At 73.3% G+C, this 22,776-nt stretch carries 21 protein-coding genes; 13 read left to right on the plus strand and 8 right to left on the minus strand.

Annotated features, from left to right (window positions below):
• The 7 genes from OUQ99_RS25965 to OUQ99_RS25995 all read left to right on the plus strand — a co-directional run bounded on the left by OUQ99_RS25965 (nt 1) and on the right by OUQ99_RS25995 (nt 6,355).
• Nucleotides 1-456 carry a roadblock/LC7 domain-containing protein gene (locus OUQ99_RS25965; protein ID WP_267946403.1) on the plus strand — a complete coding sequence of 152 codons (456 nt, stop codon included), beginning with the start codon at nt 1-3 and terminating at the stop codon, nt 454-456.
• A gap of 9 nt (nt 457-465) precedes the next feature.
• Nucleotides 466-951 (plus strand): DUF742 domain-containing protein, encoded by a 486-nt coding sequence (locus tag OUQ99_RS25970; protein ID WP_267946404.1) that lies wholly within the window; start codon nt 466-468, stop codon nt 949-951.
• Nucleotides 932-1,513, plus strand: a complete 582-nt coding sequence (locus OUQ99_RS25975; protein ID WP_267946405.1) for a GTP-binding protein — start codon at nt 932-934, stop codon at nt 1,511-1,513. Before OUQ99_RS25970 ends, OUQ99_RS25975 begins: the two co-directional genes overlap by 20 nt.
• 254 nt (nt 1,514-1,767) lie before the next feature.
• Nucleotides 1,768-2,781: an oxygenase MpaB family protein gene (locus OUQ99_RS25980; RefSeq protein ID WP_267946406.1), complete on the plus strand. Its 1,014-nt coding sequence runs from the start codon at nt 1,768-1,770 to the stop codon at nt 2,779-2,781.
• 88 nt (nt 2,782-2,869) lie between these two features.
• Entirely contained in the window at nt 2,870-3,883 is a 1,014-nt protein-coding gene (locus OUQ99_RS25985; protein ID WP_267946407.1) for an oxygenase MpaB family protein, read from the plus strand.
• 88 nt (nt 3,884-3,971) lie between these two features.
• Entirely contained in the window at nt 3,972-4,952 is a 981-nt protein-coding gene (locus OUQ99_RS25990) for an oxygenase MpaB family protein (RefSeq protein WP_267946408.1), read from the plus strand.
• The gene (locus OUQ99_RS25995) at nt 4,949-6,355 is read left to right on the plus strand and encodes an MFS transporter (RefSeq protein ID WP_267946409.1); all 1,407 of its coding nucleotides are present in this window, start codon (nt 4,949-4,951) and stop codon (nt 6,353-6,355) included. The genes OUQ99_RS25990 and OUQ99_RS25995 overlap by 4 nt, the downstream gene beginning before the upstream one ends.
• 49 nt (nt 6,356-6,404) lie before the next feature.
• Here OUQ99_RS25995 and OUQ99_RS26000 read toward each other — a convergent pair whose 3' ends face one another.
• The 4 genes from OUQ99_RS26000 to OUQ99_RS26015 form a co-directional block, all read right to left on the minus strand.
• Nucleotides 6,405-7,157 carry an SDR family NAD(P)-dependent oxidoreductase gene (locus OUQ99_RS26000; RefSeq protein ID WP_267946410.1) on the minus strand — a complete coding sequence of 251 codons (753 nt, stop codon included), beginning with the start codon at nt 7,155-7,157 and terminating at the stop codon, nt 6,405-6,407.
• Between the two features lie 86 nt (nt 7,158-7,243).
• Nucleotides 7,244-8,641 carry an FAD-binding oxidoreductase gene (locus OUQ99_RS26005; protein WP_267946411.1) on the minus strand — a complete coding sequence of 466 codons (1,398 nt, stop codon included), beginning with the start codon at nt 8,639-8,641 and terminating at the stop codon, nt 7,244-7,246.
• Nucleotides 8,638-9,519 carry a decaprenyl-phosphate phosphoribosyltransferase gene (locus OUQ99_RS26010; RefSeq protein ID WP_267950503.1) on the minus strand — a complete coding sequence of 294 codons (882 nt, stop codon included), beginning with the start codon at nt 9,517-9,519 and terminating at the stop codon, nt 8,638-8,640. The genes OUQ99_RS26005 and OUQ99_RS26010 overlap by 4 nt, the downstream gene beginning before the upstream one ends.
• A gap of 168 nt (nt 9,520-9,687) precedes the next feature.
• Entirely contained in the window at nt 9,688-10,611 is a 924-nt protein-coding gene (locus tag OUQ99_RS26015; RefSeq protein ID WP_267946412.1) for a DUF3068 domain-containing protein, read from the minus strand.
• Nucleotides 10,612-10,782: 171 nt separating this feature from the next.
• Between OUQ99_RS26015 and OUQ99_RS26020 the strand changes: the two genes are divergently transcribed.
• Nucleotides 10,783-12,141: an acyltransferase family protein gene (locus tag OUQ99_RS26020; protein WP_267946413.1), complete on the plus strand. Its 1,359-nt coding sequence runs from the start codon at nt 10,783-10,785 to the stop codon at nt 12,139-12,141.
• On the opposite strand, the gene OUQ99_RS26025 is transcribed toward OUQ99_RS26020, so the two are convergent.
• The gene (locus OUQ99_RS26025; RefSeq protein ID WP_267946414.1) at nt 12,138-14,204 is read right to left on the minus strand and encodes a hypothetical protein; all 2,067 of its coding nucleotides are present in this window, start codon (nt 14,202-14,204) and stop codon (nt 12,138-12,140) included. The two genes, OUQ99_RS26020 and OUQ99_RS26025, sit on opposite strands and share 4 nt — an antisense overlap.
• A 149-nt stretch (nt 14,205-14,353) precedes the next feature.
• Here OUQ99_RS26025 and OUQ99_RS26030 point away from each other — a divergent pair, with 149 nt between their 5' ends.
• On the plus strand, nt 14,354-15,133 hold the full coding sequence (locus OUQ99_RS26030; protein ID WP_346660218.1) for a class I SAM-dependent methyltransferase: 780 nt from the start codon (nt 14,354-14,356) through the stop codon (nt 15,131-15,133).
• Nucleotides 15,130-15,891 (plus strand): class I SAM-dependent methyltransferase, encoded by a 762-nt coding sequence (locus OUQ99_RS26035; RefSeq protein ID WP_267946415.1) that lies wholly within the window; start codon nt 15,130-15,132, stop codon nt 15,889-15,891. Before OUQ99_RS26030 ends, OUQ99_RS26035 begins: the two co-directional genes overlap by 4 nt.
• An 18-nt stretch (nt 15,892-15,909) precedes the next feature.
• Here OUQ99_RS26035 and OUQ99_RS26040 read toward each other — a convergent pair whose 3' ends face one another.
• Together OUQ99_RS26040 and OUQ99_RS26045 are read right to left on the minus strand one after the other, a co-directional pair.
• A complete protein-coding gene (locus OUQ99_RS26040) occupies nt 15,910-17,400 on the minus strand; it encodes an aldehyde dehydrogenase family protein (RefSeq protein WP_267946416.1) in 1,491 nt (496 codons plus the stop codon).
• A gap of 157 nt (nt 17,401-17,557) precedes the next feature.
• Nucleotides 17,558-18,823, minus strand: a complete 1,266-nt coding sequence (locus OUQ99_RS26045) for a hemolysin family protein (protein ID WP_267946417.1) — start codon at nt 18,821-18,823, stop codon at nt 17,558-17,560.
• A gap of 301 nt (nt 18,824-19,124) precedes the next feature.
• Between OUQ99_RS26045 and OUQ99_RS26050 the strand changes: the two genes are divergently transcribed.
• From OUQ99_RS26050 to OUQ99_RS26060, 3 genes are all read left to right on the plus strand, one after another.
• On the plus strand, nt 19,125-19,451 hold the full coding sequence (locus OUQ99_RS26050; RefSeq protein WP_267946418.1) for a hypothetical protein: 327 nt from the start codon (nt 19,125-19,127) through the stop codon (nt 19,449-19,451).
• Between the two features lie 34 nt (nt 19,452-19,485).
• A complete protein-coding gene (locus OUQ99_RS26055) occupies nt 19,486-21,150 on the plus strand; it encodes an alpha/beta hydrolase (protein ID WP_267946419.1) in 1,665 nt (554 codons plus the stop codon).
• A gap of 115 nt (nt 21,151-21,265) precedes the next feature.
• Complete coding sequence (locus OUQ99_RS26060) at nt 21,266-21,667, plus strand: hypothetical protein (RefSeq protein WP_267946420.1); 402 nt, start codon at nt 21,266-21,268, stop codon at nt 21,665-21,667.
• A 4-nt stretch (nt 21,668-21,671) separates the two neighbouring features.
• Here the strand turns inward: OUQ99_RS26060 and ligD are convergent, their stop codons facing one another.
• Nucleotides 21,672-22,565, minus strand: a complete 894-nt coding sequence (gene ligD, locus OUQ99_RS26065; protein ID WP_267946421.1) for a non-homologous end-joining DNA ligase — start codon at nt 22,563-22,565, stop codon at nt 21,672-21,674.
• Between the last annotated feature and the right edge of the window lie 211 nt (nt 22,566-22,776).

Genomic DNA, 22,776 nt, shown 5'->3' on the forward strand with positions numbered 1-22,776 from the left:
GTGACGAGTACTCCCGAAGGCGCCGCGCACGACAACGGAAACGGCGCTGCCAAGAAGGACATCGACTGGCTGCTCGACGAGCTGCTCGACCGCGCCGTCGGCTCCCGGCACGCGATCGTGCTGTCCGCGGACGGCCTCCTGATCGGACGCTCCCACGACCTGGTCAAGGAGGACGCCGAGCACCTGTCCGCGGTGGCCTCCGCGTTCCAGAGCCTGGCCCGCGGCACCGGCCGCCACTTCGGCGGCGGCGAGGTCCTCCAGACCGTGGTCGAGATGGAGAGCGCCTACCTGTTCGTCACCGGCGCGGGCCGCGGGGCGTGCCTGGCGGTGCTCGCCGACGAGAGCGCCGACGTCGGGCTCATCGCCTACGAGATGAACGTCCTGGTCGAGCAGGTGGGACGGTATCTGGACGCCGCCCCCAGGCACGAGGGCGCCTCCGGGGAAGCCACGCGATAGGGGACGGCCATGCAAGCGCACAACGAGATCCCGCACGGCGGGATACCGCAGGGCCTGCCGGGACGCGACGCGGTCGGCGGGTACGGCGCGGGTTCGCCCGGGAGCCCCGGCCCCGCGGCCACCCCGGCGGGGCCCGGGGCGCCCGGCCACCAGGACGCCGGTCCGCTCGTCCGCCCGTACGTGATCGCGCAGGGCCGCGAGCACGCGGACACCGTGCGGCTGGACATGATCAGCGTGGTGATCGCGGCCAAGCGGGCCGAGGTCGACGAGATGGCCCTGGAACCGGAGCAGCTCCGGATCCTGGAGCTGTGCCGCCGGCCGCAGTCGGTCGCCGAGGTGTCCGCGCACCTGGACATCCCGGTGGCCGTGGTCAAGGTTCTGCTGAGCGACCTCCTCAACCGCGGCCTCGCGTTGGCCCGTGCCCCCTACACAGCTAAGAGCCCGGTGAGCCGGGACGTACTCCAGGCGGTTCTCGATGGCATCCAGCGACTCTGACGACACGCAGACGATCGTTCCCTCCGCGCTGAAGATCCTGATCGCCGGAGGTTTCGGCGCCGGAAAGACCACGTTGGTCGGGTCCGTCAGCGAGATCGCCCCGCTGAGCACCGAGGAGGTGATGACCGAGGCCAGCTACGGGGTCGACGACCTGTCCGGGGTGGAATCGAAGACGACCACCACGGTGGCGCTGGACTTCGGCCGCATCACGATCAGCTCCGCCCTGGTGCTGTACCTCTTCGGCACCCCGGGCCAGGAGCGCTTCTGGTTCATGTGGGAGGAGCTGTCGGAGGGCGCGCTGGGGGCCGTCGTCCTCGCCGACACCCGCCGCCTGGAGACGTGCTTCGCCGCGGTGGACTTCTTCGAGCGCCGCGGCGTGCCGTTCATCGTGGCGGTGAACTGCTTCGACGACTCCCACGCCTACGAGCCGGGCGAGGTCCGCGACGCGCTGAGCCTCGACCCGGCGATCCCGGTGGTGCTGTGCGACGCCCGCGAGCGGGAGTCGTCCAAACAGGTCCTGCTGACGCTGGTCAACCGGGTCGCCGAGCGCATGGCGGCCTGAGGCGCGCGGACGCGGAAGGGGCGGGGGGCGGTCGCCCTCCGCCCCTTCCGCGTACCGGCGGACGCCGGCACGGCACTGATCGGGGAACGGTCCGGACACGGTTCGGATCCGGACCGGCACGGAGGGCACCGGGCCCGGTGTACACACGGGCTCCCCGGGTAAAGTGCGCCCCGTGGAGCGCCGTCGTGCGCTGCGCACCCGCAGACCATGGACCCGTCTCGGGCGGGCCCGCACGAAGGCGACTGGAGTACTCCATGAAGCGGTTCGAGTGGCGAGACACGATCCAGGCCCTGGACGCCGAGGCCGACTGCGAGCGCATCGTGCGCATCCTGGGCGCCCACGAGTTCCCGTGGGACTTCGAACAGGCCCTGGGCCTGGCGCTGTACCGGACCTACGCCGTCCCCAGCATCGGGGAGCTCCTCGCGCACACCCGCGAGTTCACGGAGCGCACCCAGCACCGCTACGACGACACCGCCCTCATCCTCAACGACATCATGGAGCACGGGTTCGGCCCGGGGCGCGGCCGGGACGCGCTGCGGCGCATGAACCAGATGCACCGCTCCTACGACATCGGCAACGACGACTACCGGTACGTGCTCAGCACCTTCGTCGTGATGCCGGTGCGCTGGCTCAACGACTGGGGCTACGGCTGGCGCAGGCTGACCGACCACGAGATCGCCGCCGGCACCAACTACTACCGCAAGCTCGGCAAACACATGGGGATCAAGGACATCCCCGGGACCTACGAGGAGTTCCGGGACCTCCTCGACTCCTACGAGCGCGAGCACTTCGCCTACACCGAGGGCGGCCGGGCTGTCTCCGACTCCACGCTCGGCCTGATGGCGGACTTCTACCCCGCCTGGCAGCGCCCCCTGGTGCGCCCCTTCACCAAGGCCCTCCTGGACGACCGGCTGATCAAGGCCTTCGGCTACCCGGAGCCGTCGGCCGCGTGGCGCCGGCTCGGCTCGGGCGCGCTGAAACTGCGGGCACGCGTGGTGCGGCTGATGCCGCCGCGCGAGAAGCCGCGCTGGGCCCGGGAGAGCGCGAACGTCCGCAGCTACCCGGAAGGCTACGAGCCCTCCCGGATCGGCACCTTCCCCCAGGGGTGCCCGGTCCCGCACGGCATGCTCACCCGGGAGGTGGCCCCCACCGGGGCACGGGTCCCGGCGCCCGACCAGGCGGTCGCCCCGGCGGGCTCCGCCCCCGGAGCCGTCGACGGACCGGAGGCCCCCGGCCCCGCCGGGGCCGCGGGAACCCCCGGGCAGTAGCCGTCCGGGAGTGCACCCGCCCGTCCGCGCGCCCCCTCGCGCCCCAGGCCGCCGCCCCGCCCCCCGCCCCCTCCCGAAGGAACCTCCCTTGAAACGTTTCGACTTCCGCGACGAGATCCACCGCCTGGACGCCGAGGCCGACTGCGTGCGCATCATGCAGATCCTCAACTCCCACGAGTTCCCGTGGGACATGGGACGCGCCCTGGGGATCGCCCTGTACCGCACCTACGCCGTCCCCAGCATCGGCGGGCTGCTCGGCAGGACGAACGAGTTCACCGGCAGCACCCAGAAGCGCTACGACGACACCGCGCTCATCCTCGGCAACATGATGCGGCACGGGTTCGGCCCCGGGAAGGGACGCGACTCCCTGCGCCGGATGAACCAGATGCACCGCTCCTACGACATCGGCAACGACGACTACCGGTACGTGCTCAGCACCTTCGTCGTGATGCCCGTGCGCTGGCTCAACGACTACGGCTACGGCTGGCGCAGGCTGTCGGACCACGAGGTCTCCGCGATCACGCACTACTACCGCAGGCTCGGCAAGTACATGGGGATCAAGGACATCCCCGGGACCTACGAGGAGTTCCGGGACCTCCTCGACTCCTACGAGCGCGAGCACTTCGCCTACACCGAGGGCGGCCGGGCTGTCTCCGACTCCACGCTCGGCCTGATGGCGGACTTCTACCCCGCCTGGCAGCGCCCCCTGGTGCGCCCCTTCACCAAGGCCCTCCTGGACGACCGGCTGATCAAGGCCTTCGGCTACCCGGAGCCGTCGGCCGCGTGGCGCCGGCTCGGCTCGGGCGCGCTGAAACTGCGGGCACGCGTGGTGCGGCTGATGCCGCCGCGCGAGAAGCCGCGCTGGGCCCGGGAGAGCGCGAACGTCCGCAGCTACCCGGAAGGCTACGAGCCCTCCCGGATCGGCACCTTCCCCCAGGGGTGCCCGGTCCCGCACGGCATGCTCACCCGGGAGGTGGCCCCCACCGGGGCACGGGTCCCGGCGCCCGACCAGGCGGTCGCCCCGGCGGGCTCCGCCCCCGGAGCCGTCGACGGACCGGAGGCCCCCGGCCCCGCCGGGGCCGCGGGAACCCCCGGGCAGTAGCCGTCCGGGAGTGCACCCGCCCGTCCGCGCGCCCCCTCGCGCCCCAGGCCGCCGCCCCGCCCCCCGCCCCCTCCCGAAGGAACCTCCCTTGAAACGTTTCGACTTCCGCGACGAGATCCACCGCCTGGACGCCGAGGCCGACTGCGTGCGCATCATGCAGATCCTCAACTCCCACGAGTTCCCGTGGGACATGGGACGCGCCCTGGGGATCGCCCTGTACCGCACCTACGCCGTCCCCAGCATCGGCGGGCTGCTCGGCAGGACGAACGAGTTCACCGGCAGCACCCAGAAGCGCTACGACGACACCGCGCTCATCCTCGGCAACATGATGCGGCACGGGTTCGGCCCCGGGAAGGGACGCGACTCCCTGCGCCGGATGAACCAGATGCACCGCTCCTACGACATCGGCAACGACGACTACCGGTACGTGCTCAGCACCTTCGTCGTGATGCCCGTGCGCTGGCTCAACGACTACGGCTACGGCTGGCGCAGGCTGTCGGACCACGAGGTCTCCGCGATCACGCACTACTACCGCAGGCTCGGCAAGTACATGGGGATCAAGGACATCCCCGGGACCTACGAGGAGTTCCGGGACCTCCTCGACTCCTACGAGCGCGAACACTTCGCCTACACCGACGCCGGGCGCGCCGTCTCCGACTCCACCCTCGACCTGATGGTGACGTTCTACCCGCCGCGCGTGGCCGGCCTGGCGCGCAGGTTCTCGATGGCGATCCTGGACGACTCGCTCATCGAGGCCTTCCGGTACGAGCCGCCGAGCCGGGCCTGGCGCAGGTCGGCCGACCTGGCGCTGAAGCTCCGCGCCAAGGTCGTGCGCCGCATGAGGCCGCGCGAGGAGCCGCTGTGGGCGGACATGAACCCCAACATCCGCAGCTACCCCGAGGGGTACGACGTCGACCGCATCGGCACGTTCCCGGCCGGGTGCCCGGTGGCGCACGACGTGGACCCGGTCGGCCACGCCGAGCTGTACGGCGGGGACGGCGGGGCGGCCGGCGGCGGGACCGCCTCCGGGCAGGGCCCGGCGCCCGCCTCCGCGGAAGGACGCGCGTGACCACGGCCGTCGGCCCCGCCCCCGGCGCCGCGCCCGCCGGGGGGACCGGGGCGCTGCCCCGCTCGGTGCACGCCTGGTACGGCAGCGGCGCCGTGGCCACAGGCATCTTCAACACGGTCCCGGGGCTGCTGCTGCTCATCTACCTGACCGACACGCTCGCGGTGGGCCCCGCCCTGGCGGGGCTGGTGGTCCTCCTGCCCAAACTGGTCGACCTCCTGGTCAGCCCGTACATCGGTATCCGGTCGGACAGGACCCGCTCCTCCTGGGGGCCGCGCCGCCCCTGGATGCTGGCGGGCGCGCTGACCCTGCCCGTGCTGTTCGGCGCCATGTTCGCCGGCCCTCCCCTGGAGGGGAACGCCGCCGCCCTGTACGTGGCGGTCGTGTTCGTGGCCGCGGCCCTGGCGTCCTCCGTGTTCCAGGTCCCGCACGCCGCCCTGCCCGGGGAGATCACCTCCGACTACCACGAGCGGTCCACGTTCAACACGTGGCGGACCGCGTTCGTGGGGCTCGCGCTGATGCTCGGCGGAGCGCTGGCGCCGGTCCTCCAGTCGGCCCCCGGCGACGAGGTGGCCGGGTACCGGCTCATGGGCCTGGTCATGGGGGCCGTGGTGCTGGTGTCGATGCTCGGCGCCGTGATCGGCACCCGGAGGGCGCCGCGGACGGTCTTCCCGCACCGCACCGAGGGCCTCCCGGCCCAGCTGCGCGCGGCGTTCGCGCACCGGCACTTCCGCGTGCTCTTCCCCGCCAACCTGCTGATGGCGGCGGCGGGCGGCACCATGGTCGCCGGGGTTCCGTACGTGACGGCCAACGTCATGGGCGAGCCGCGCTACACGAGCGTCCTGATGGTGTGCGTCCTGGTGCCGCTGATCGCGTCGGCGCCGCTGTGGAAGCGGCTGTCCGTGCGCGTGGACAAGCGCCGTGCCGCGGGGCTCGCGGCGGCGGTGTTCTCCCTGGGCGGCCTCGGACTGCTGCTCATCCCGGTCTGGGGCCTCCCCGGCGCGGTCCTCTCCTCCGTGCTGGTGGGCGTGGGCCTGTCCGGCACGACCCTGCTGCCGTGGTCGATGCTGGCCGACTGCATGGCGGACACGCACGGCTCGGGGCGGCGCCAGAGCGGTGTGCTGTCGGGCGTGTGGACCTCGGGGGAGGCGATGGCGCAGGCGGTCGGGACGGGCCTCCTGTCGCTGTCCCTGGCGCTGAGCGGCTACGTGGAGTCGGGCGCGGGCGAGGCCGTGCGCCAGAGCGACGAGGCGCTGCGCGGCATGCTGGTCGGCAGCACCCTGGTGCCCGCCGCGGTCATGCTGTGCTGCCTGGTCCCCCTGGCGTTCTACCGGCTGACCGCCGACGGGCTCCGGTCGGAACCGGGGGACGCCCGGTCCGACCCGCCGGCCCCCTCCGGCCCCTGACCCGGGTGCGCTCCCGGCCTTCCCCGCCGGGAGCGCGCCTCCCCCCGGCTCAGCGCCGCAGGCGCCGCCACAGCGCGCGGGGCATCAGCCGCATCCCCGCGAAGAGCGGCCGGAGCACGCGCGGCGCCCACACGGTGGTCGCCCCCGAGCGCAGTCCGGAGGCCACCGCCTCCGCCACCTGGCCCGGCGTGGCCGGGAACGGCGCGGGGTCCACGTGGGCGGACATACGGGTGGGCACGTATCCCGGCCGCACCACCAGCACCCGCGCGCCGGACCCGTGCAGGGAGTCGGCGAGCCCCTGGGCGAAGCCGTCCAGACCGGCCTTGGCCGACCCGTACACGTAGTTGAACCTGCGGACCCGCACCCCGGCGACGGAGGACAGGACCACCAGGGCGCCGTGCCCCTGCTCGCGCAGGCGGGCCGCGACGGCCAGCCCCGCGGAGACGTGCCCCGTGTAGTTCACGGCGGCGGCCCGGGCCGCGGAGGCCGGGTCCGCCTCGTACGCCGCCTGGTCCCCCAGCACGCCGAACGCGTCCACGACCACGTCCAGGTCGCCGACCAGGCCGACGGCCTCCGCGACCGTGCCCGTGTGGGCGTCGGGGTCGCCGGCGTCGAACTCCACCGAGTACACGGAGGCGCCGAGCTCCGTGAGCGCGCCCGGCGGGGGCTCCGCCCCGCCGCGCGCGGCCAGCACCACCTCCCGGGCGCCGTCGCGGACCAGCCGCTCGACGATGGCGAGGCCGATCTCGCTGCGTCCGCCGAGCAGCAGCACGGTGCGTACCCGTCCCACCGAGTCGCGCATGGGTTCCCTCCGGTCGTGTGGGGTGTCGTGGTGTGCGGGGGGCGTCCGGTGTCCGCACGGCCCCGCGTCGGCGCCGGGCCCGGCGGTCAGACGAGCCGCAGGCGGCGGGCGAGGTCGGAGACGAGCACGCCCCCGGGGTCGGCCCGGTCCCGCACCCTCCGCCAGGCGGGCAGCTCCGGGTACATCGCGTGCACGGTCTCGGCGCGCGCCCTGCTGTCCTTGGCCAGGTACAGGCGGCCTCCGGCCTCCAGCAGCCTCTCGTCGAGGGCGTCGAGCAGGCGGCCGAGGCCGGGCAGGTCGGCGGGCAGGTCCACGGCGAGGGTCCATCCCGGCCGGGGGAAGGACAGCGGACCCGGGGTGGGCTCCCCCATGCGCTTGAGGACCGCCAGGAAAGACGGGGCGCCCGCCCGGGAGAGCCGTTCCATGACGGCGGCGAGGGTGCCCTCCGCCCCGAACGGGACGACGAACTGGTACTGCACCAGCCCGCGCGGACCGTACATGCGGTTCCATCCCCGCACCGCGTCGAGCGGGTGGAAGAACCCGGCGAGCGGCTGCGCCTCGCCGCGCCTGCGCCGGGGCGCGGCGCGGAGGTAGGCGGCGTTGAAGGCCCCCACCGTCCACCGGTTGAGCAGCCCCGGCGGCGCCCAGGGCGGCGCCGCCAGGACCGTGCCCGGCCGGTGCCTCAGCGGCTCGCGCCGGAGCGTGGAGGGGAGGTCGCCGATCCGCGCGTGGTCGGCCCGGGTGAACACGCCCCGGCCCATCGCGCCGCCCGCGGCCAGCAGGTCGACCCAGCAGACCGAGTAGCGGCGGTCGGATGCCGGGCGCGACATCAGCTCCAGGGTGGCGTCGAGTCCGGCGGTCCGGTCGGTGTCCACCCTCATGTACGCCGTCTCGACCGGGAACACGGCCAGCGTGACCTCGGTGACCACACCGGTCAGCCCCATGCCGCCGACGGTCGCCCAGAACAGCTCGGACCCGTCGCCCTCCGGCCCCAGCGCGCGCGCACTCCCGTCGGGGGTCACCAGGGTCAGCGCGCGCACGTGGGCGCCGATCGAGGAGTCGGCGTGGTGGTTCTTGCCGTGGACGTCGGCGGCGACCGCCCCGCCCAGGGTGACCTGGCCGGTCCCCGGGGCCACGGGGACGAAGTACCCGTGCCGGAGGAGGTGGGCGACGAGCCCGCCGAGGGTGGTCCCCGCCGGGGCGGTGGCCTCGCCGCGCGCGGTGTCGAGCCGGATCGGGCCGGTCAGCGCGGTGCAGTCCAGGACCAGCCCGCCGGCGGCCTGCGCGGCGTCGCCGTAGGAGCGGCCCAGTCCGCGGGCGAGGGCTCCGCGCGCTCCGGCCCGCGAGAGCGCCTCGGCGACCTGTTCGGCGGTGCGCGGCCGCGCCACGCGCGCGGCGGTGGGGGCGGTGCGGCCCCAGCCTGTGAGGAGGGCGGGGCGCGTCCCGCCGTGGGCGGGCGCACGGTCCGGCGGCGGTGGACTCACAGGTGGATCCCCAGTCCGACGAGGGCGGCGAGCGACACGAGGGTCACCTGGAGGGGGCGGTCGCGCAGGGCGATCTCCTCGGGTTCCTCCCCGGCCCCCCGGTCCACGAGCAGGTTGTAGCGCAGGACGAACATGATGAACGGAACGATACTCACCGCGTGGAACACGGGCTGCGACGCGTCGCCCCGGTCCAGGGCCCACAGGCAGTAGGTGACGATCATCGCCGCCGACGCCATGGTGCGGGTCTGGGCCAGGTAGGTGACCGTGTACCCGCGCAGGGTCTCCCGCACCGGTGCGGCGGCCGACGCGCCCGCGTCGCGGAACGCCCGCAGCTCGGCCTCGCGCTTGCCGACCACGACGAGCAGTGCGGCCAGCGACACCACGATGACGAACCAGGAGGTCAGCGGCACGCCGACCGCGGCTCCGCCCGCGGCGGCGCGCAGCACGTGGCAGGCGGCGACCACGACCAGGTCGCACACCACCACGTCCTTGAGTCGGCGGGTGTAGGCCAGGGTGAGCAGGACGTATCCGGTGACCAGGCCCGTCAGGAGCGGATCGCCGAGGGCCAGGGAGGCCAGCGGGGCCGCTGCGCCCAGGACGGCTCCGGCCGTGACGGCGACGGGGACAGGGAGCGCGCCAGAGGCGACGGGCCGGTGGCGCTTGCGCGCGTGCGCGCGGTCGCGGTCGGCGTCGTGGACGTCGTTGAGCAGGTAGGTGCCGCTGGCGGCCGCGCAGAACAGCGCGAACACCGCGGCGCAGGTCAGCAGCGCGTCGGGGCTCCCCAGGGCCCCGGCCGCTCCGGGGGCCGCCAGGACCAGGAGGTTCTTGATCCACTGCCGGGGCCGGCAGGCACGGACCAGCGCGCGGGCCGTGCCCAGGAGGTCGCGCGGGCTCCCCTGGACATCGGGGCCTCCGGGTGTGCCGTCGCCCGCGTGCCCGGTCCGCTCCGCGCTCCGCGTCACGGGCGCCCCGGCTCCGGGACGGGCGCACCGGCGCACCCTCTCGGGCACGCCGGTGAGGGCCGGGGGCGGAGTGGGGGGCGGGGGTCAGTTGTGGTGGTCACTGCGGCGGCCTGAGACGTACAGGACGACGGCGATGCCCACGAAGCCCACGCCGACGACGAGGAAGGCGATCGGGAGGGTGGTGTGCAGCAGCGGCAGCACGGTGCGGCCCTGCTCGGAGTTGGCGACGGCGTTGCGGACCGACTCGTCGTCGAAGACGAGCTCGGCGTCCAGCAGGGTCAGGACCTCCTCGCCGTCCACGACCACGACGCGGTTCTGGTCCTCGCTGACCTTGAGGGGCGATCCGGTGGTGGGCTCGATCCAGTAGGTGCGGGTGATGGAGAAGACCTCGTCCCCGGTGACGTCCCCGTCGCCCTCCAGGCCGGCGACCGAGCGCGGGAGGGTGCGCTCGTCGATGACGGTCGGCTCGACGGTCTGGACGAACCGGTAGGCCTCGACGCCCTCGACCGCCTCGACCCCCTGGAACTCCATGGGGACGACCTCCTGGACGGTGGTCTCGTAGAAGTCGTAGTCCCGCTGCTCGGTGAAGAACGGGAACTTCCAGGCCTGCCCGCTCTGGACGACGGACTCCTCGTTGACCATGGAGTCGCAGCAGTCGACGGCCTCGCCGGTGACGCGGTCGTGTCCGGCGCGGCGGCTCGTGGAGCTGATGCCGAAGTCGGTCTCGGCGTCCTTCAGCCAGGTGAACTGGTCCCACACCACGATCTCGTCGGTGCTGGAGGCCACGTCCGCGCGGATCGTCGCGTGGGCCTCGAGGGTGGCGTCCTCGACGAGTTCCACGTCCTCGATGTTGAAGTAGGTGGCACCTTCGGCGACGTTGACTGTCTCGCTGTAGTAGTCCAGGGGAGTCTTCATCAGGGAGCTCGACATCCACGTGCGCATCATGGGTGCGGCGGCGAGAAAGAAGACTCCAAACGCGATGAGAACGACCGCAACGGTACGGCGCATGTGCCCTCCTGGGCGGATGAGAGTCCAGATCTGAAACTGCGTCTAGTGGAACTAGGTCCAGTTCCGGGTAGAGTACTGCCCAGTAGTGAACGACGTCACCAGGGCGTGTCTGAATTTTTATAACACGTTCTAGTGAAGCGCGTTTCAACGCTCCCCCGTTCTGGAAGGCCCATGGCGCCCACTCCCTCCGCGCCCGAGGACCCCACCGGCGCACCCACCGGCAGCACCTCCGACGGCACCCTCCCCGGCTCCCCCTCCACCGGCACGCGGCCCCCGCCGCGGGACCCCGATCCGGCGCTGGTCCTGCCCCAGGTCGACGGACGCCACGAGACCCTCGACGGCATCCGCGCCGCGGCCGCCCTGATGGTCCTGGTCTTCCACGTCGCCACGGAGACCGGCGACTCCCTCGCCCCGGGCGTCCTGGGCGGGCTGGTGTCCGCGTTCGACCTCGCCGTGCCCCTGTTCTTCACGCTCTCCGGCGTGCTGCTGTACCGGCCCTGGGCGCGCGCCGCCCTGGACGGGACGCGGGGCCCCCGGGCCCGCCCCTACCTGTGGCGCCGGGTCGTGCGCGTGTTCCCCGCCTACTGGGTCGTGGCGGTGGCCGCGCTGCTCCTCTACTCCCGGGAGGAGCTCGGCTCGCCCTCCTACTGGCTCCAGGTCCTGACCCTGGCCTTCCCCTTCGACACCGACCCGCCGTGGGTGGGGACCGGCCCCTACGGCCTCGGCCAGATGTGGAGTCTGTCGGTCGAGGTGTCCTTCTACCTGCTGCTGCCGGTGTTCGCCCTGCTCCTGACCCTGTGGGCGAGGGGCGGGAGGACCGTGGACGCCCGCGGCCGACGGCTCCTCGCCGGGCTCGCCGCCATGGGGGTGCTCGCCCTGGCCGCGCTGGTGCCGCAGTTCCATCCCGAGCCCCGCGAGTACATGCACGCCTGGCTCCCGCGCGCGCTCGGCCTGTTCGCCGCGGGGATGGCGCTGGCCGTGCTGTCGGAGTGGGCGTGGCGCGAGCCCGGCGCCGACGGCCCGGTGCGCCGCTTCTGCCGCACCGTGGCCGCGTCGCCCGGGGTGTGCTGGCTGGTGGCGGGCGGCTTCCTCGCCCTGACCGCCACCGAGGCCACCGGCGGGCGGTTCATCGGCTCGGGCGACATCTGGACCTCCGCCGCGGCGTCCCTGGCCGGCACGGGCTTCGCGTTCTTCGTCGTGGCCCCGGCCGCCCTGGCCCCCCGCCCCACCTCCCCGCCCGCGTCCCTCCGCAGTGCCGCGGCCTGGCGGGACGGCCGCTGGCTGGACTCGCTGCTGCGGCACCGGGTGTGCCAGTTCCTCGCCCGGATCTCCTACGGCGTGTTCCTGTGGCAGTTCGTCGTCCTGTACCTGTGGCGCGACTTCACCGGGCAGGAGATCTTCACCGGGTCGTTCTGGCTGGACATGGTGCCGGTCACGGCGGGGACGGTCCTCCTGGCCGCGGCGACCTTCCACTGGGTGGAGGAGCCGAGCCGGCGCTGGTCCCGGAAGGACGCGGAGAAGAGCGGCTAGTCCGCCTCCGCGCCGCCGCCCGTGCGGTCGTCCTCCTCGGGCGCCCAGGGGTTGCCCTCGACCGCGGGGGCCATGCCGCCCACGGACACCCAGCTCAGGCACAGCCCGCCGCGGTCGTCGGGGTCCTCCGGCACGAACACCGACAGCTGCTCGCCGGGCGCCCCCGCCGGGACGTACCGTGTCCCGTTCTCCTCCGCGGCGGGCAGCTCCACCTCGATCCAGTCGTCGCCCAGGGCGACCACCACCGGCACGTCCTCCTCCGCCGTGTAGCCGAGGGTGACGACCTGGGCGAGGCCGCCGTGGACCCGCACCGGCCACGACATGAGCCCCTCCCAGGGCTCCAGGCAGCGGTCCCCTCCCCCGGGTCCGAAGACGTAGCTGCTGTCGGACGGCCGCGCCGGGACCAGGTAGCCCGCGTCGTTGAACACGTACGCCGCGCCGGACTCCTCCGGCTCCACCATCCGCTCCGCGACGTCGGGCTCGGCCAGCGGCGGCAGCACCCAGGAGCTCAGGCGGCGCTGGCCGTTCCACTCCAGCACGACGTCCTCCGGGACGGGGCGCGCGTACAGGCCGCCCTCCTCCGGGACCTCCCGCAGGGAGGCCCGGACCGTGTCCAGGTACCACTGGAGGCGGTCGCCGCCGAGCGTTCCCGCGTAGGCGTGCGTGGACCACACCGCCGACGCCGTGTACGCCAGCGTCGCCAGCACGGCGGCGGTCCGGGCGGCCCGCCGGGGACGCACGCGGTAGGCGTCGGCCGCGGAGCCGGCGCGCTCCCCCGCGCCGCCCGTCAGCGCCCGCGCCCGCTCCTCACGCGTCGGCAGGAAGGCCAGCGCCAGGCAGAGCGCGAACACCGGGGCCGCGTCGGCCACGTAGCGGGGGTCGGCGGCGGCCACCTCCTGGAACCTGCCGCGCGCGATGACGGTCGGGACGATGTCGACGACGACCAGGTAGCCGAGCAGGAGCGCCCAGGCACGCCACGCCCGGCGCCGCAGCCACAGGCTCGACAGCACGATCACCGCGAACACCGCCCAGGCCCCCAGCACCACGGGCCCCGACGGGTCGACGAGCCCACCCGTGGGGGTGACCGGCCCCCACTCCGGCGGGCCGCCCAGGGCGCCGACCGGGAAGACCTCGGTGAGGAGCCCGCGCAGCATGGCCAGGGCGGGTTCGCTCTCGGGGACGCCCGCGCCCTCGCCGCCCTCGCCCGCGCGCATCCGCGCCAGGTAGAACACCGCGTAGGCGGCGAAGAGGGCGCCCATCGCCGTCCACAGGGGGCGGTGCACCACCCAGGCCCTGCGGACCGCGACGAGCGGGTCGCCCGGGTACAGGAAGGCCGCGGCCACCGCGAACAGCACGGGGGGCAGGAACATCGCCTTGACCGTGAAGAGCATGCCGAACACGACCGCGCCCGACGCCCACCAGGCGAACCGGGCGTCGCCGGTGCGCAGGTGGCGCACGGTCCACAGCGCGGCGAGCACCAGCGCGAGCTGGAAGGGCACGGCGTTGAGCGCAGCCGACCACCACCCGAGGACGGGGACGGTCAACGGGGCCAGCGCGTACACGGTCAGGGGGACGAGGAGGGCCGGGCGGCGGCCGAACAGCTCCCACAGCAGGCGGAAGAACCCCAGCAGCGCGGCGGCCTGGAACGCGAGCATGCTGCCCGCGCTGACCCACCACTCGTACGGCCAGAACGTGGTCTGGAGGTACACGAGGAACAGGGCTCCCGGCATCAGGTGCCCCTTGTGGAGGGTGAGGAGGTAGTCCGGGCCCAGGTCGCTCGCGTACGCGGAGGCGAAGAAGAGGTAGTCGTCCTCCACGAAGTAGGACTGCGTGAGCACGTACAGCTTGAGGCCGACCGCCGCCGCGACGACCAGCAGCCCCGCCAGGACCAGCCGGTCGCGCGCGAGGAGGCCCAGGACGGCGAGGGCGTCGCGGACCGGTCCGCCCCGGCCGGGTCCCTCCCCGCCGGGGCCCCCGGCCGGGCGGCGTACCCCGGCCGTCCCGCCGGGCGCCTGTGCCTCCGCGCCGTCGTGTCCACTCGCCGTGGGGGGAACAGGCGGCATCGGTTCTCTCCCGCCGTAGGTTGGCCAACCCGGAAAATGGGTGCCAGAATACAACACGTTCCACTTTCTTCCTTGACCTCGGGCGCAGGTCTCCAAGGCCTGGCAGCCCAGAACAGGAACATGATGCAGAACCATGTTCCGGCGGGGTCGTGAGCACCGTGGAGGTGATGCCGGTGGGGCTCGAACAGGTCCGCCGTGACTGGACCCGGCTGGGTTCCGCCGAACCGCTGTGGGCGGTGTGCGTGGACCCGGACAAGCGCGACGGCGGGTGGGACGACGACGAGTTCCTCGCCTCGGGCCGGGCCGACGTCGACCCGGCGGTCGCCCGCATGGACGAGCTGGGCATCCGCCCCGGGGGCGGCCGGGTCCTGGACTTCGGCTGCGGCGCCGGACGGCTGTCCAACGCGCTGGCCGCGCACTTCGACGAGGTCGTGGGGGTGGACATCTCCGCGCCGATGCTGGAGGAGGCCCGCCGCCTGGACCGTTCGGGGGGACGGATCGCGTTCACGCTGAACGAGCGGGCCGACCTGTCCCTGTTCGGCGACGACTCGTTCGACCTGGTGTACACCGACCTCGTCCTCCAGCACCTGCCGACCGCGCTGGCCGAGGGGTACGTGCGCGAGTTCGCCCGCGTGCTGCGCCCCGGCGGCGTGATGGTGCTCGGCGTGCCCGAGACGGAGCGCCGCACCTTCAAGGGGATGGTGTTCCGGTACGTGCCGTGGCCCCTGGTCGCGCTGGCGCAGAGGGTGGTGCTGCGCTACCCGGCGCCGATGCGTATGCACACCCTGCGCACCGGGCGGATCGCCGAGCTGGTGCCCGGCGGCCGGATCGCGGCCTCGGACGAGTACTGGGGAGGCGACCACTGGCGGCACCTGCGCCACTTCGTGGTGCTGGACGGGGCCGCACCGGCCGGAGGGGGGACCGCGTGACCCCCGCCGCAGCCCGCGACGACGGGACCACGCCCTTCCGCGCCACCCTGGGGCGCTCGGTCGCCCTGTTCTCCGCGTTCCGCAGGGAGCAGTCCGATCCGGCGTTCTTCTACGGCACGCTGGCCCGCGACACCGTCGCCCAGCTGCGCTCCTACACGCCCCTGGACGGCCGCCTCGTCGTGGACGTGGGGGGCGGCCCCGGCTACTTCGCCGACGAGCTCCGCTCCGCCGGGGCACGCTGCCTCTGCGTGGACTCCGACGCCCGCGAGATGACCCTGCACGGCCGCGAGGCCGACGCGTACGGCGTCCGGGGCAGCGCCCTGGACCTGCCGCTGCGCACGGGCTCGGTGGACGTGTGCTTCTCCTCCAACGTCCTGGAGCACGTGCCCGACCGCGTGCGGATGGCCGACGAGATGGTGCGGGTGACCAGGCCCGGCGGGCTGGTCTACCTGTCGTACACGCTGTGGCTGTCCCCCTGGGGCGGGCACGAGACCTCCCCGTGGCACTACCTGGGGGGTCCGTACGCCGCGGAGCGGTTCGCCCGGCGCAACGGGCGCCGGCCCAAGAACGACTTCGGCCGCAGCATGTACGCCGCGTACGCCGGGGAGATGCTGCGCTGGGCGCGCGGGCGCCCCGACGTGGACGCTGTGGACGTCCGGCCCCGCTACCTGCCGACGTGGACGAAGCCGGTCGTGCACGTGCCCTTCCTGCGCGAGGTCGTCACCTGGAACCTGCTGCTGGTGCTGCGCAAGCGGTGACGCGGGCCTTCCGCCCCCTCAGCGCCCGCCGAAGCCGAACGGCAGGGTGCGGGGGACGTGCTGGACGCTGACCCAGTGGTCGGTCGTGAACGCCTCGACCACCCACTCGCCGCCGAACCTCCCGTGGCCGGAGTGCTCCTCCCCGCCGAACGCCGTGTTGGCCTCGTCGTTGAGCGTGGAGTCGTTGACGTGCGTCATCCCCGCCCGCAGCCGTCGGGCGAATCGCACCCCCTTCTCGGCGTCACGGGTGTGGACGGCGCTGGAGAGCCCGTACTCGGTGTCGTTGGCGATGCGGAGCGCGTCCTCCTCCTCCGTCGCCCGGATGACCGTGGCCACCGGTCCGAACACCTCCTCGGCGGCGCACGGGGCGTGGTTGCCCGCGAGCAGCAGGTAGGGCGGCAGGACCCTTCCCGCCGGTCCGCCCGGCTCGCCGGACAGCAGCAGCTGCGCGCCGACCTCGACCGACCGGTCGACCAGGTCGCGGATGCCCTCGGCCTGGTCGTCGTCGATGACGGGGCCGACCTGGGTCGCGGGGTCGCCCGGGTCCCCGACCCGCAGTGCGCGTACGCGCGCGACGATCCGGTCGACCAGCTCGTCGTGGACGCCGGTGGTGGCGATGATCCGGTTCGTGGCCATGCAGATCTGGCCCTGGTGGTAGTAGGAGCCGAACACGGCGGCGTCGGCCGCCAGGTCCAGGTCCGCGTCGTCCAGCACGACGAGGGGGCTGTTGCCGCCGAGTTCGAGCGTGCGCCTCTTGAGCGGGATCAGCCGGGAGATGTGGCGGCCCACGTCGGTCGAGCCGGTGAAGGAGACCATCCGCGAGGACTCGTGCGTGGCGAGCGCGTCGCCGATCTGCCCGCCCTTGCCGAGGACCACGTTGAGGACGCCGGGGGGAAGCCCCGCCTCCTCGTAGACACGGGCGAGGAGGAGGCCCCCGGTGACGGGCGTGTTCTCGGCCGGCTTGAGGACGACGGTGTTGCCGAGGGCGACGGCCGGCGCGACGGAGCGGTGGGAGAGCTGGAACGGGAAGTTCCAGGGGCTGATCACGGTGACGACGCCCAGGGGCTCGCGGTAGACGCGGTTCTCCTTCCCCGGGGTGATCCCGGGCAGGATGCGGCCCTCGACCCGGGTGGGGTAGGAGGCGGCCTCGGCCATGCCGCTGCGGACCAGGTCGATCTCGAACTCGGCGCGGTCGCGGACGGCCCCGGCCTCGCGGACGAGCCACTCGGCCACCTCGGCACGGCGCGCGTCGAGGATGCGGAGCGCACGGCGGAACACCTCGGCCCGCTCGTAGGCGGGCGTCGCGGCCCAGACCGGCCAGGCCCGCTCCGCCGCCCGGTAGGCGAGGTCGACGTCACCGGCGTCGGCCAGGCGGACCTCCGCGAGGACCGTGTCGTCGTAGGGGTCCACGTCGTGGTGGACCTCGCCGGAGGAACCGTGGCGCCACTCGCCGCCGATGGTCATCCGGTCCAGTCCCGTGTAGGGGGTGGGTGTCTGGTCGGCGTGCATCGGGCTCCCCCTGGTGTCGGCGTCACTCTCCGCCACCGTGCCCCGGAAACGCCCCTCGGGCAAAGGGGCGTGCCGCTCCTTGGCGAAGTGTTCAGGGAGCCGGTGGCGTTCGGGGCCCGTACGGCCGCGCCGCTCCCCGGGCGGCGCGGGCCGGCGGTCAGGCGTCGGGGACGAGCAGCAGCTCGCCGACGACCCGGCCGTCGGCCTCGGTGACCGTGGCCGTCCACCCGCCCAGGTCGACGCTCTCCCCCGGGCCCTCCGGGATGTGGCCGAGCACGACCAGGACCATCCCGGCGACGGTGACGTAGCTGCCCTCCGGGGGCGAGGTGAGGACGACGCCGAGGTCGTCCAGCTCGTGGACGGGGTAGGCGCCGGGCACGCGGAGGGCTCCGCCGTCGACCCTGGTGGGAACGCGCGCGTCCGCGTCGGTCTCGTCGTAGATCTCGCCGACGACCTCCTCGAGCAGGTCCTCCAGGCTGACGATGCCGTCGACCGCCCCGTTCTCACCGATCACCACCGCCATCTGCTGCCGTTCGCCGGTCATCCGGTGGAGCGCCTGCGACACGGACAGGGAGACCGGCAGCAGCAGCGGCTCGCGGGCGAGGGCGCCCGCGTCCCCCTCGCCCCGCAGCAGGTCCGACCAGTGCACGATCCCGACGACGTCGTCCACGTCCCCCTCGGTGACCACGGGCGCCCGCGAGTGCCCGCGCTCGGCGAGGAACAGGGCGGCCTCGCCGGCGGGCAGGGACGCGGGGACGGTGTCCACGTCGCGCCGGGGCACCAGGACCTGGCGCAGCGTGCGGCCGGTGATCTCGAACGCGCCGGAGAGGATCGTCCGCTGTTCGGGGGTCATGTCGCCCTGGGCCGAGATCATCTCCCGCAGCTCCTCCTCGGAGACCTCCTCCTTGCCGGTCCCGGGGTCCGCCCCGCCCAGGCGCACCACCAGGTCGGTGGAGACGCCGAGCAGCCACACTGCGGGCCGCGAGAGGACGGCGAGGGCGTTGATCGGCCTGGCGACGAGGAGCGCCCAGGGCTCGGCGCGCTGCATCGCGATGCGCTTGGGCGCGAGCTCGCCCAGGACCAGGGTGACGAAGGTCAGCACGACGGTCACCAGGACGACGGAGACCGGGGAGGCGTAGGAACCGAGGAAGCCGAGGGGTTCGACCAGCGGGCGGGCCAGTGACACCGCGGCCGTGGCCGAGGCGAGGAACCCGGCCAGGGTGATGCCGATCTGGATGGTGGCCAGGAACCGGTTGGGGTCGCGGGCCAGCCTCGCGACCGCCCGGCCCCCGGGACCGCTCGCCTCCAGCCTCCTGAGCTGCCCCTCCCGCAGCGTGATCAGCGCGATCTCGCTGCCGGCGAAGACGGCGTTCACGACGACCAGGACCAGCACGAGGCCGATCTGGGCCTCGTAGCCCTCCATGTGGGTCTCCCCCGCGGTTCTGTCGGAAGCGGTGCCGCGGCCGGACCGGGCCGAGGTGATGGCATCGTTCCCGGAATCCCCGCCACCACACCTGTCGCACCAGCTGCACCGGTCCCCTCCGACCGCACGCGCCCCACGTGTCCACAAACGGCCAGAACCTCGCGCCGGTTCGCCGCCTCCGGCCGAATCCCCAGTTCAGGGCCGCACGGACCGCCATGCGACCCGCATGTCCTGATCTGACACCGTTCCGGCACTGTCTGTAGGCTTCTCCTGCCCCCTTCCCCACTCCCTGGGAGTCCCCGTGTCCAGCGGTACCGGAGTCAACCCCGTCGAGGCCATGTCCGAGGCCGAGGAGGCCGAAGCGCTGGCCGAGGCCATGGTCTTCCTCGGAACCGATTTCGAGGCCGCCGTCGAAGGGCTGGCCGCGGCGGTCTCCGAACACGTCTCGTCCGGTCTGGCCGACTACGAACTGGACGCCATGGAGCACATCCGGCGGGTCGCGCAGAACGGCATCAACCTGGCCCAGAACGTCCAGGGCGCCGACCTGGCGATCACCGACTCGGACCATGAGAGCGCCGAGGAGTACCAGGAGGGCCTGGAGGCCCTCGACATCCAGATCAACTTCTGACCCCGCGCCCGCCACCCACCCCCCGGAGACACCTGTGAGCGACGTCGCCTCCATGTCCCTCGGCCTGCCCGCCGACATCGACGCCGACGTCGGCGCCATCGAGTCGGGCGCCGACGACCTCGACGCCGTGTGCCGGAAGATGACCGGCCAGTCCGAGGGCGCCCACAGCCAGTTCCAGTCGTCCGCCGGTGAGTTCACCGACCTCATCGCCTGGAACATCGTCTCCGGCTCGTCGGAGGAGCTGGCCGCCTGGCAGGAGGCCGCCGCCGCCCTCACCTACGGGGCGGCCGTCCTGCGCCAGTGGGGCCTGGACATCGAGGCCTACCGGGTCGAGCGGGCCAAGCTGGAGACCCGGTGGGAGGAGGAGAAGTCCGCGATCAGGGATGCGGGCAACGACTCCATTCTCGGCAGCGCGGGCCAGGAGGCGACCGGAAGGCCCGCCGCGCGCATGGAGGAGCTGCGCGAGGAGCTGCTCACCGAGCACGCCGGGCACTGGGAAACCCTGATGGACCGGGCCGAACAGGCGGAGAAGGACCTGCGCGACGGACCCGGCCAGGAGACCCTGGAGCGCCTGGTCGAGTCCGCCCTCCTGTCCGGCAGTCAGCTGCTGTACCTGGGCGACGCCGTTCCCGGCATGGTCCCGGACGAGCTGACCGGCGACGAGCACCCGTCCATCGTCAACCTGTGGTGGACCTCCATGACGGAGGAGGAGCAGGCGCAGGCCGTGCGGGACCACCCCGACCTGCTCCGCGAACTCGACGGCATCCCCTCAACCGTGCGCGACGAGCTCAACCGGGAACACCTGGACGACGAGATCGAGCGGTTGGAGGAGGAGGTCGCGAACGCGCAGGAGGAACGCGACGAGGCCTTCGACTCCCTGACGGACTCCGACGGCGGCATGGGCGCCTACAACGCCCAGACCGACCTGACGGACCTCGAAGGAGAGCTCTCCACTCTGACCACCCTGCGCGACAGCCTCAACGACGAGAGCGCGGACAGGTACCTGCTCGCCCTCGACGCCGAGGGCGGGGGACGCGCGATCGTGGCGAACGGCAACCCCGACACCGCCGACAACGTGGCCACCCTCGTCCCGGGCACGACGACCACCTGGCAGAGCGTCGACTCCCAGATGGACCGGGCCGACGCCCTCGTGCAGTCGGCCACCATCGCGGACGAGGAGAGCAACCACTCCGTCATCAGCTGGATCGGATACGACGCCCCCAACGCCGTCGAAGCCGCCGGCGCGGGCCGGGCCGAGGACGCGGTCGACGAGCTGAGCAGTTTCCAGGACGGTTTGCGGGCGACCCACGTGAATCCGTCCCCGTCGAACAACACAGTGATCGGCCACAGCTACGGTTCCACCGTGGTGGGTCACACCGCGCAGGGCGACGAAGGACTCAACGCGGACAACATCGTGCTGGTGGGCAGCCCCGGCGCCAATGCCGACCACGTGAGCGACCTGGGACTCCCCCCTGAGAACGTCCACGTCTCCACAGCCGAGAACGACAACATCACGCACCTCACCGGCTTCACCCACGGAATGGACCCGACGGATCCGGGCTTCGGAGCGACGGAGTTCAGATCGAACCCGGGCACCGACGGGGGCCAGTGGCCGCTCAACGACGCACACTCGGAATATTTCGATCCCGACACCAGGTCCCTGCGGTACATGGGTGAGGTCATCGCCGGACAGAAGTAGGGGAACAGTGGATATCAACGCTCTCGGACGCGCATGCAGCGGCATCGCCGTCGTGGTGGCTCTGACCGCCTGCGGTTCCGGTGTGGACTCGGATACCTCGGAGGAGGAAGCAGCAATGACCCACGACGAGGCCTACACCAGGGTGGAGGAGCACATCGCCGCGGCTGTGGCGGTGTTCCCCGAAGCCCCGGAGCTCGAAGCCCTGGGAGGCGACATCGCCAACCCCTGTGATGACACGGTCGACGGAGGTGAGAGCGGACGCGCGTCGGTCGGCCGCACCTACTGGCTGCGCGGCCTTCCCGCTGAGGACAACGAGGCCAGCGTCGAACGCCTGCACGAGTACTGGACGGCCAACGGCTACCAGGTGACAGACGACGGACGCCCCGAAGACCTGGCGGTCTTCGTCGAGAACGAGGAGGACTCCTTCCGGATGTCCGTCCAGTCGAGCGCCCAGGGCAGCCTGTCCATCGGGGCCTCCTCGCCCTGCGTGTGGCCGGAGGGCGCCCCCGGGTCCTGAGGGGTCAGCCGAGCCGCTCCAACCGCTCCAGTGCCCTGCGCGGCGACCGGGCGTGGCGCCCCATGCCCGCGAACGGGCACGCCTCGCGCTCCAGGTCCGTGCCGAACGCCCGCGACGACTCCAGGCCGTCCAGCTCCTCCCAGGTCACCGGGGCCGCCACCGGGGCGCCGGGCCTGGCCCGTACCGAGTACGGGGCGACCGCGAGCTGCTCGCGGCCGTTGCGCAGGAAGTCCACGAACAGCCTCCCCTTCCGGGCCTCCTTTCGCACCTCGGTGGTCAGCTCGTCCGGTCTCCGCGCCGCCACGCGGTCGGCGACGCCCTCCGCCAGCCGCCGCACCTCCTGGTCGTCGGCCTCGGGCCGCAGCGGCGACCGCACGTGCAGACCGCGCGAACCGGTCGTCATCACGTACGCGGCCAGCCCCACCTCGTCCAGCGCCTCGCGCACGTCCCTGGCGGCGGCCCTGCACTCCGCGAAGGCCTCCTCCCCGTCCCCCGCCGGGTCGAGGTCGAGCACCATCCGGTCGGGGAGGCCGAGGTCCGGTTCCCGCGACTGCCAGGCGTGCAGGGTGATCGCCGCCTGGTCGGCGCACCACACCAGGGTCGCCGCGTCCCGGCACTCCATCATCGTGCCGCCGCTGGTCTCCACGGTCCGCACCCACTCCGGTGTGGAGGGGTGCTTCACGAAGAACCCGCCGGCACCGACCCCGTCGGGGTACCGGTCCAGGGCGATCGGGCGGCCCTTCAGCTGCGGCAGCATCAGCGGTGCGATCCGCTCGTGGTACCGGGCCAGGTCCTCCTTGGTCGGCCCGCCCTCGCCGAACAGCGGTTTGTCCGGCTTGCGCACCTCCACGACGCGTCGGCCCGCGCGCACCCGGACCGCGCCCCCGTGTTCCGCCATCGCCCCTCCCAGGTCCCGCCGCCCCGGGGCGCCCGCCCCGGTCGGCTCCGTGGGCCCCGCCTACCCGGGCCTCCCCGGCGGAAAACCCGGCGGCCCGCAGCGGCTCCGGACGGAGTACCGGCCTGGCCGTAACAGGGTTTCCGGTGGTTCTGCGGACACAGCGAGAACGCCCGGCCGGGTGACCCCGGCCGGGCGTTGGGCGTGTTCGGCG

This window comes from Streptomonospora nanhaiensis (genome assembly GCF_026642255.1).
GTDB classification, from domain to species: Bacteria; Actinomycetota; Actinomycetes; order Streptosporangiales; family Streptosporangiaceae; genus Nocardiopsis; species Nocardiopsis tropica.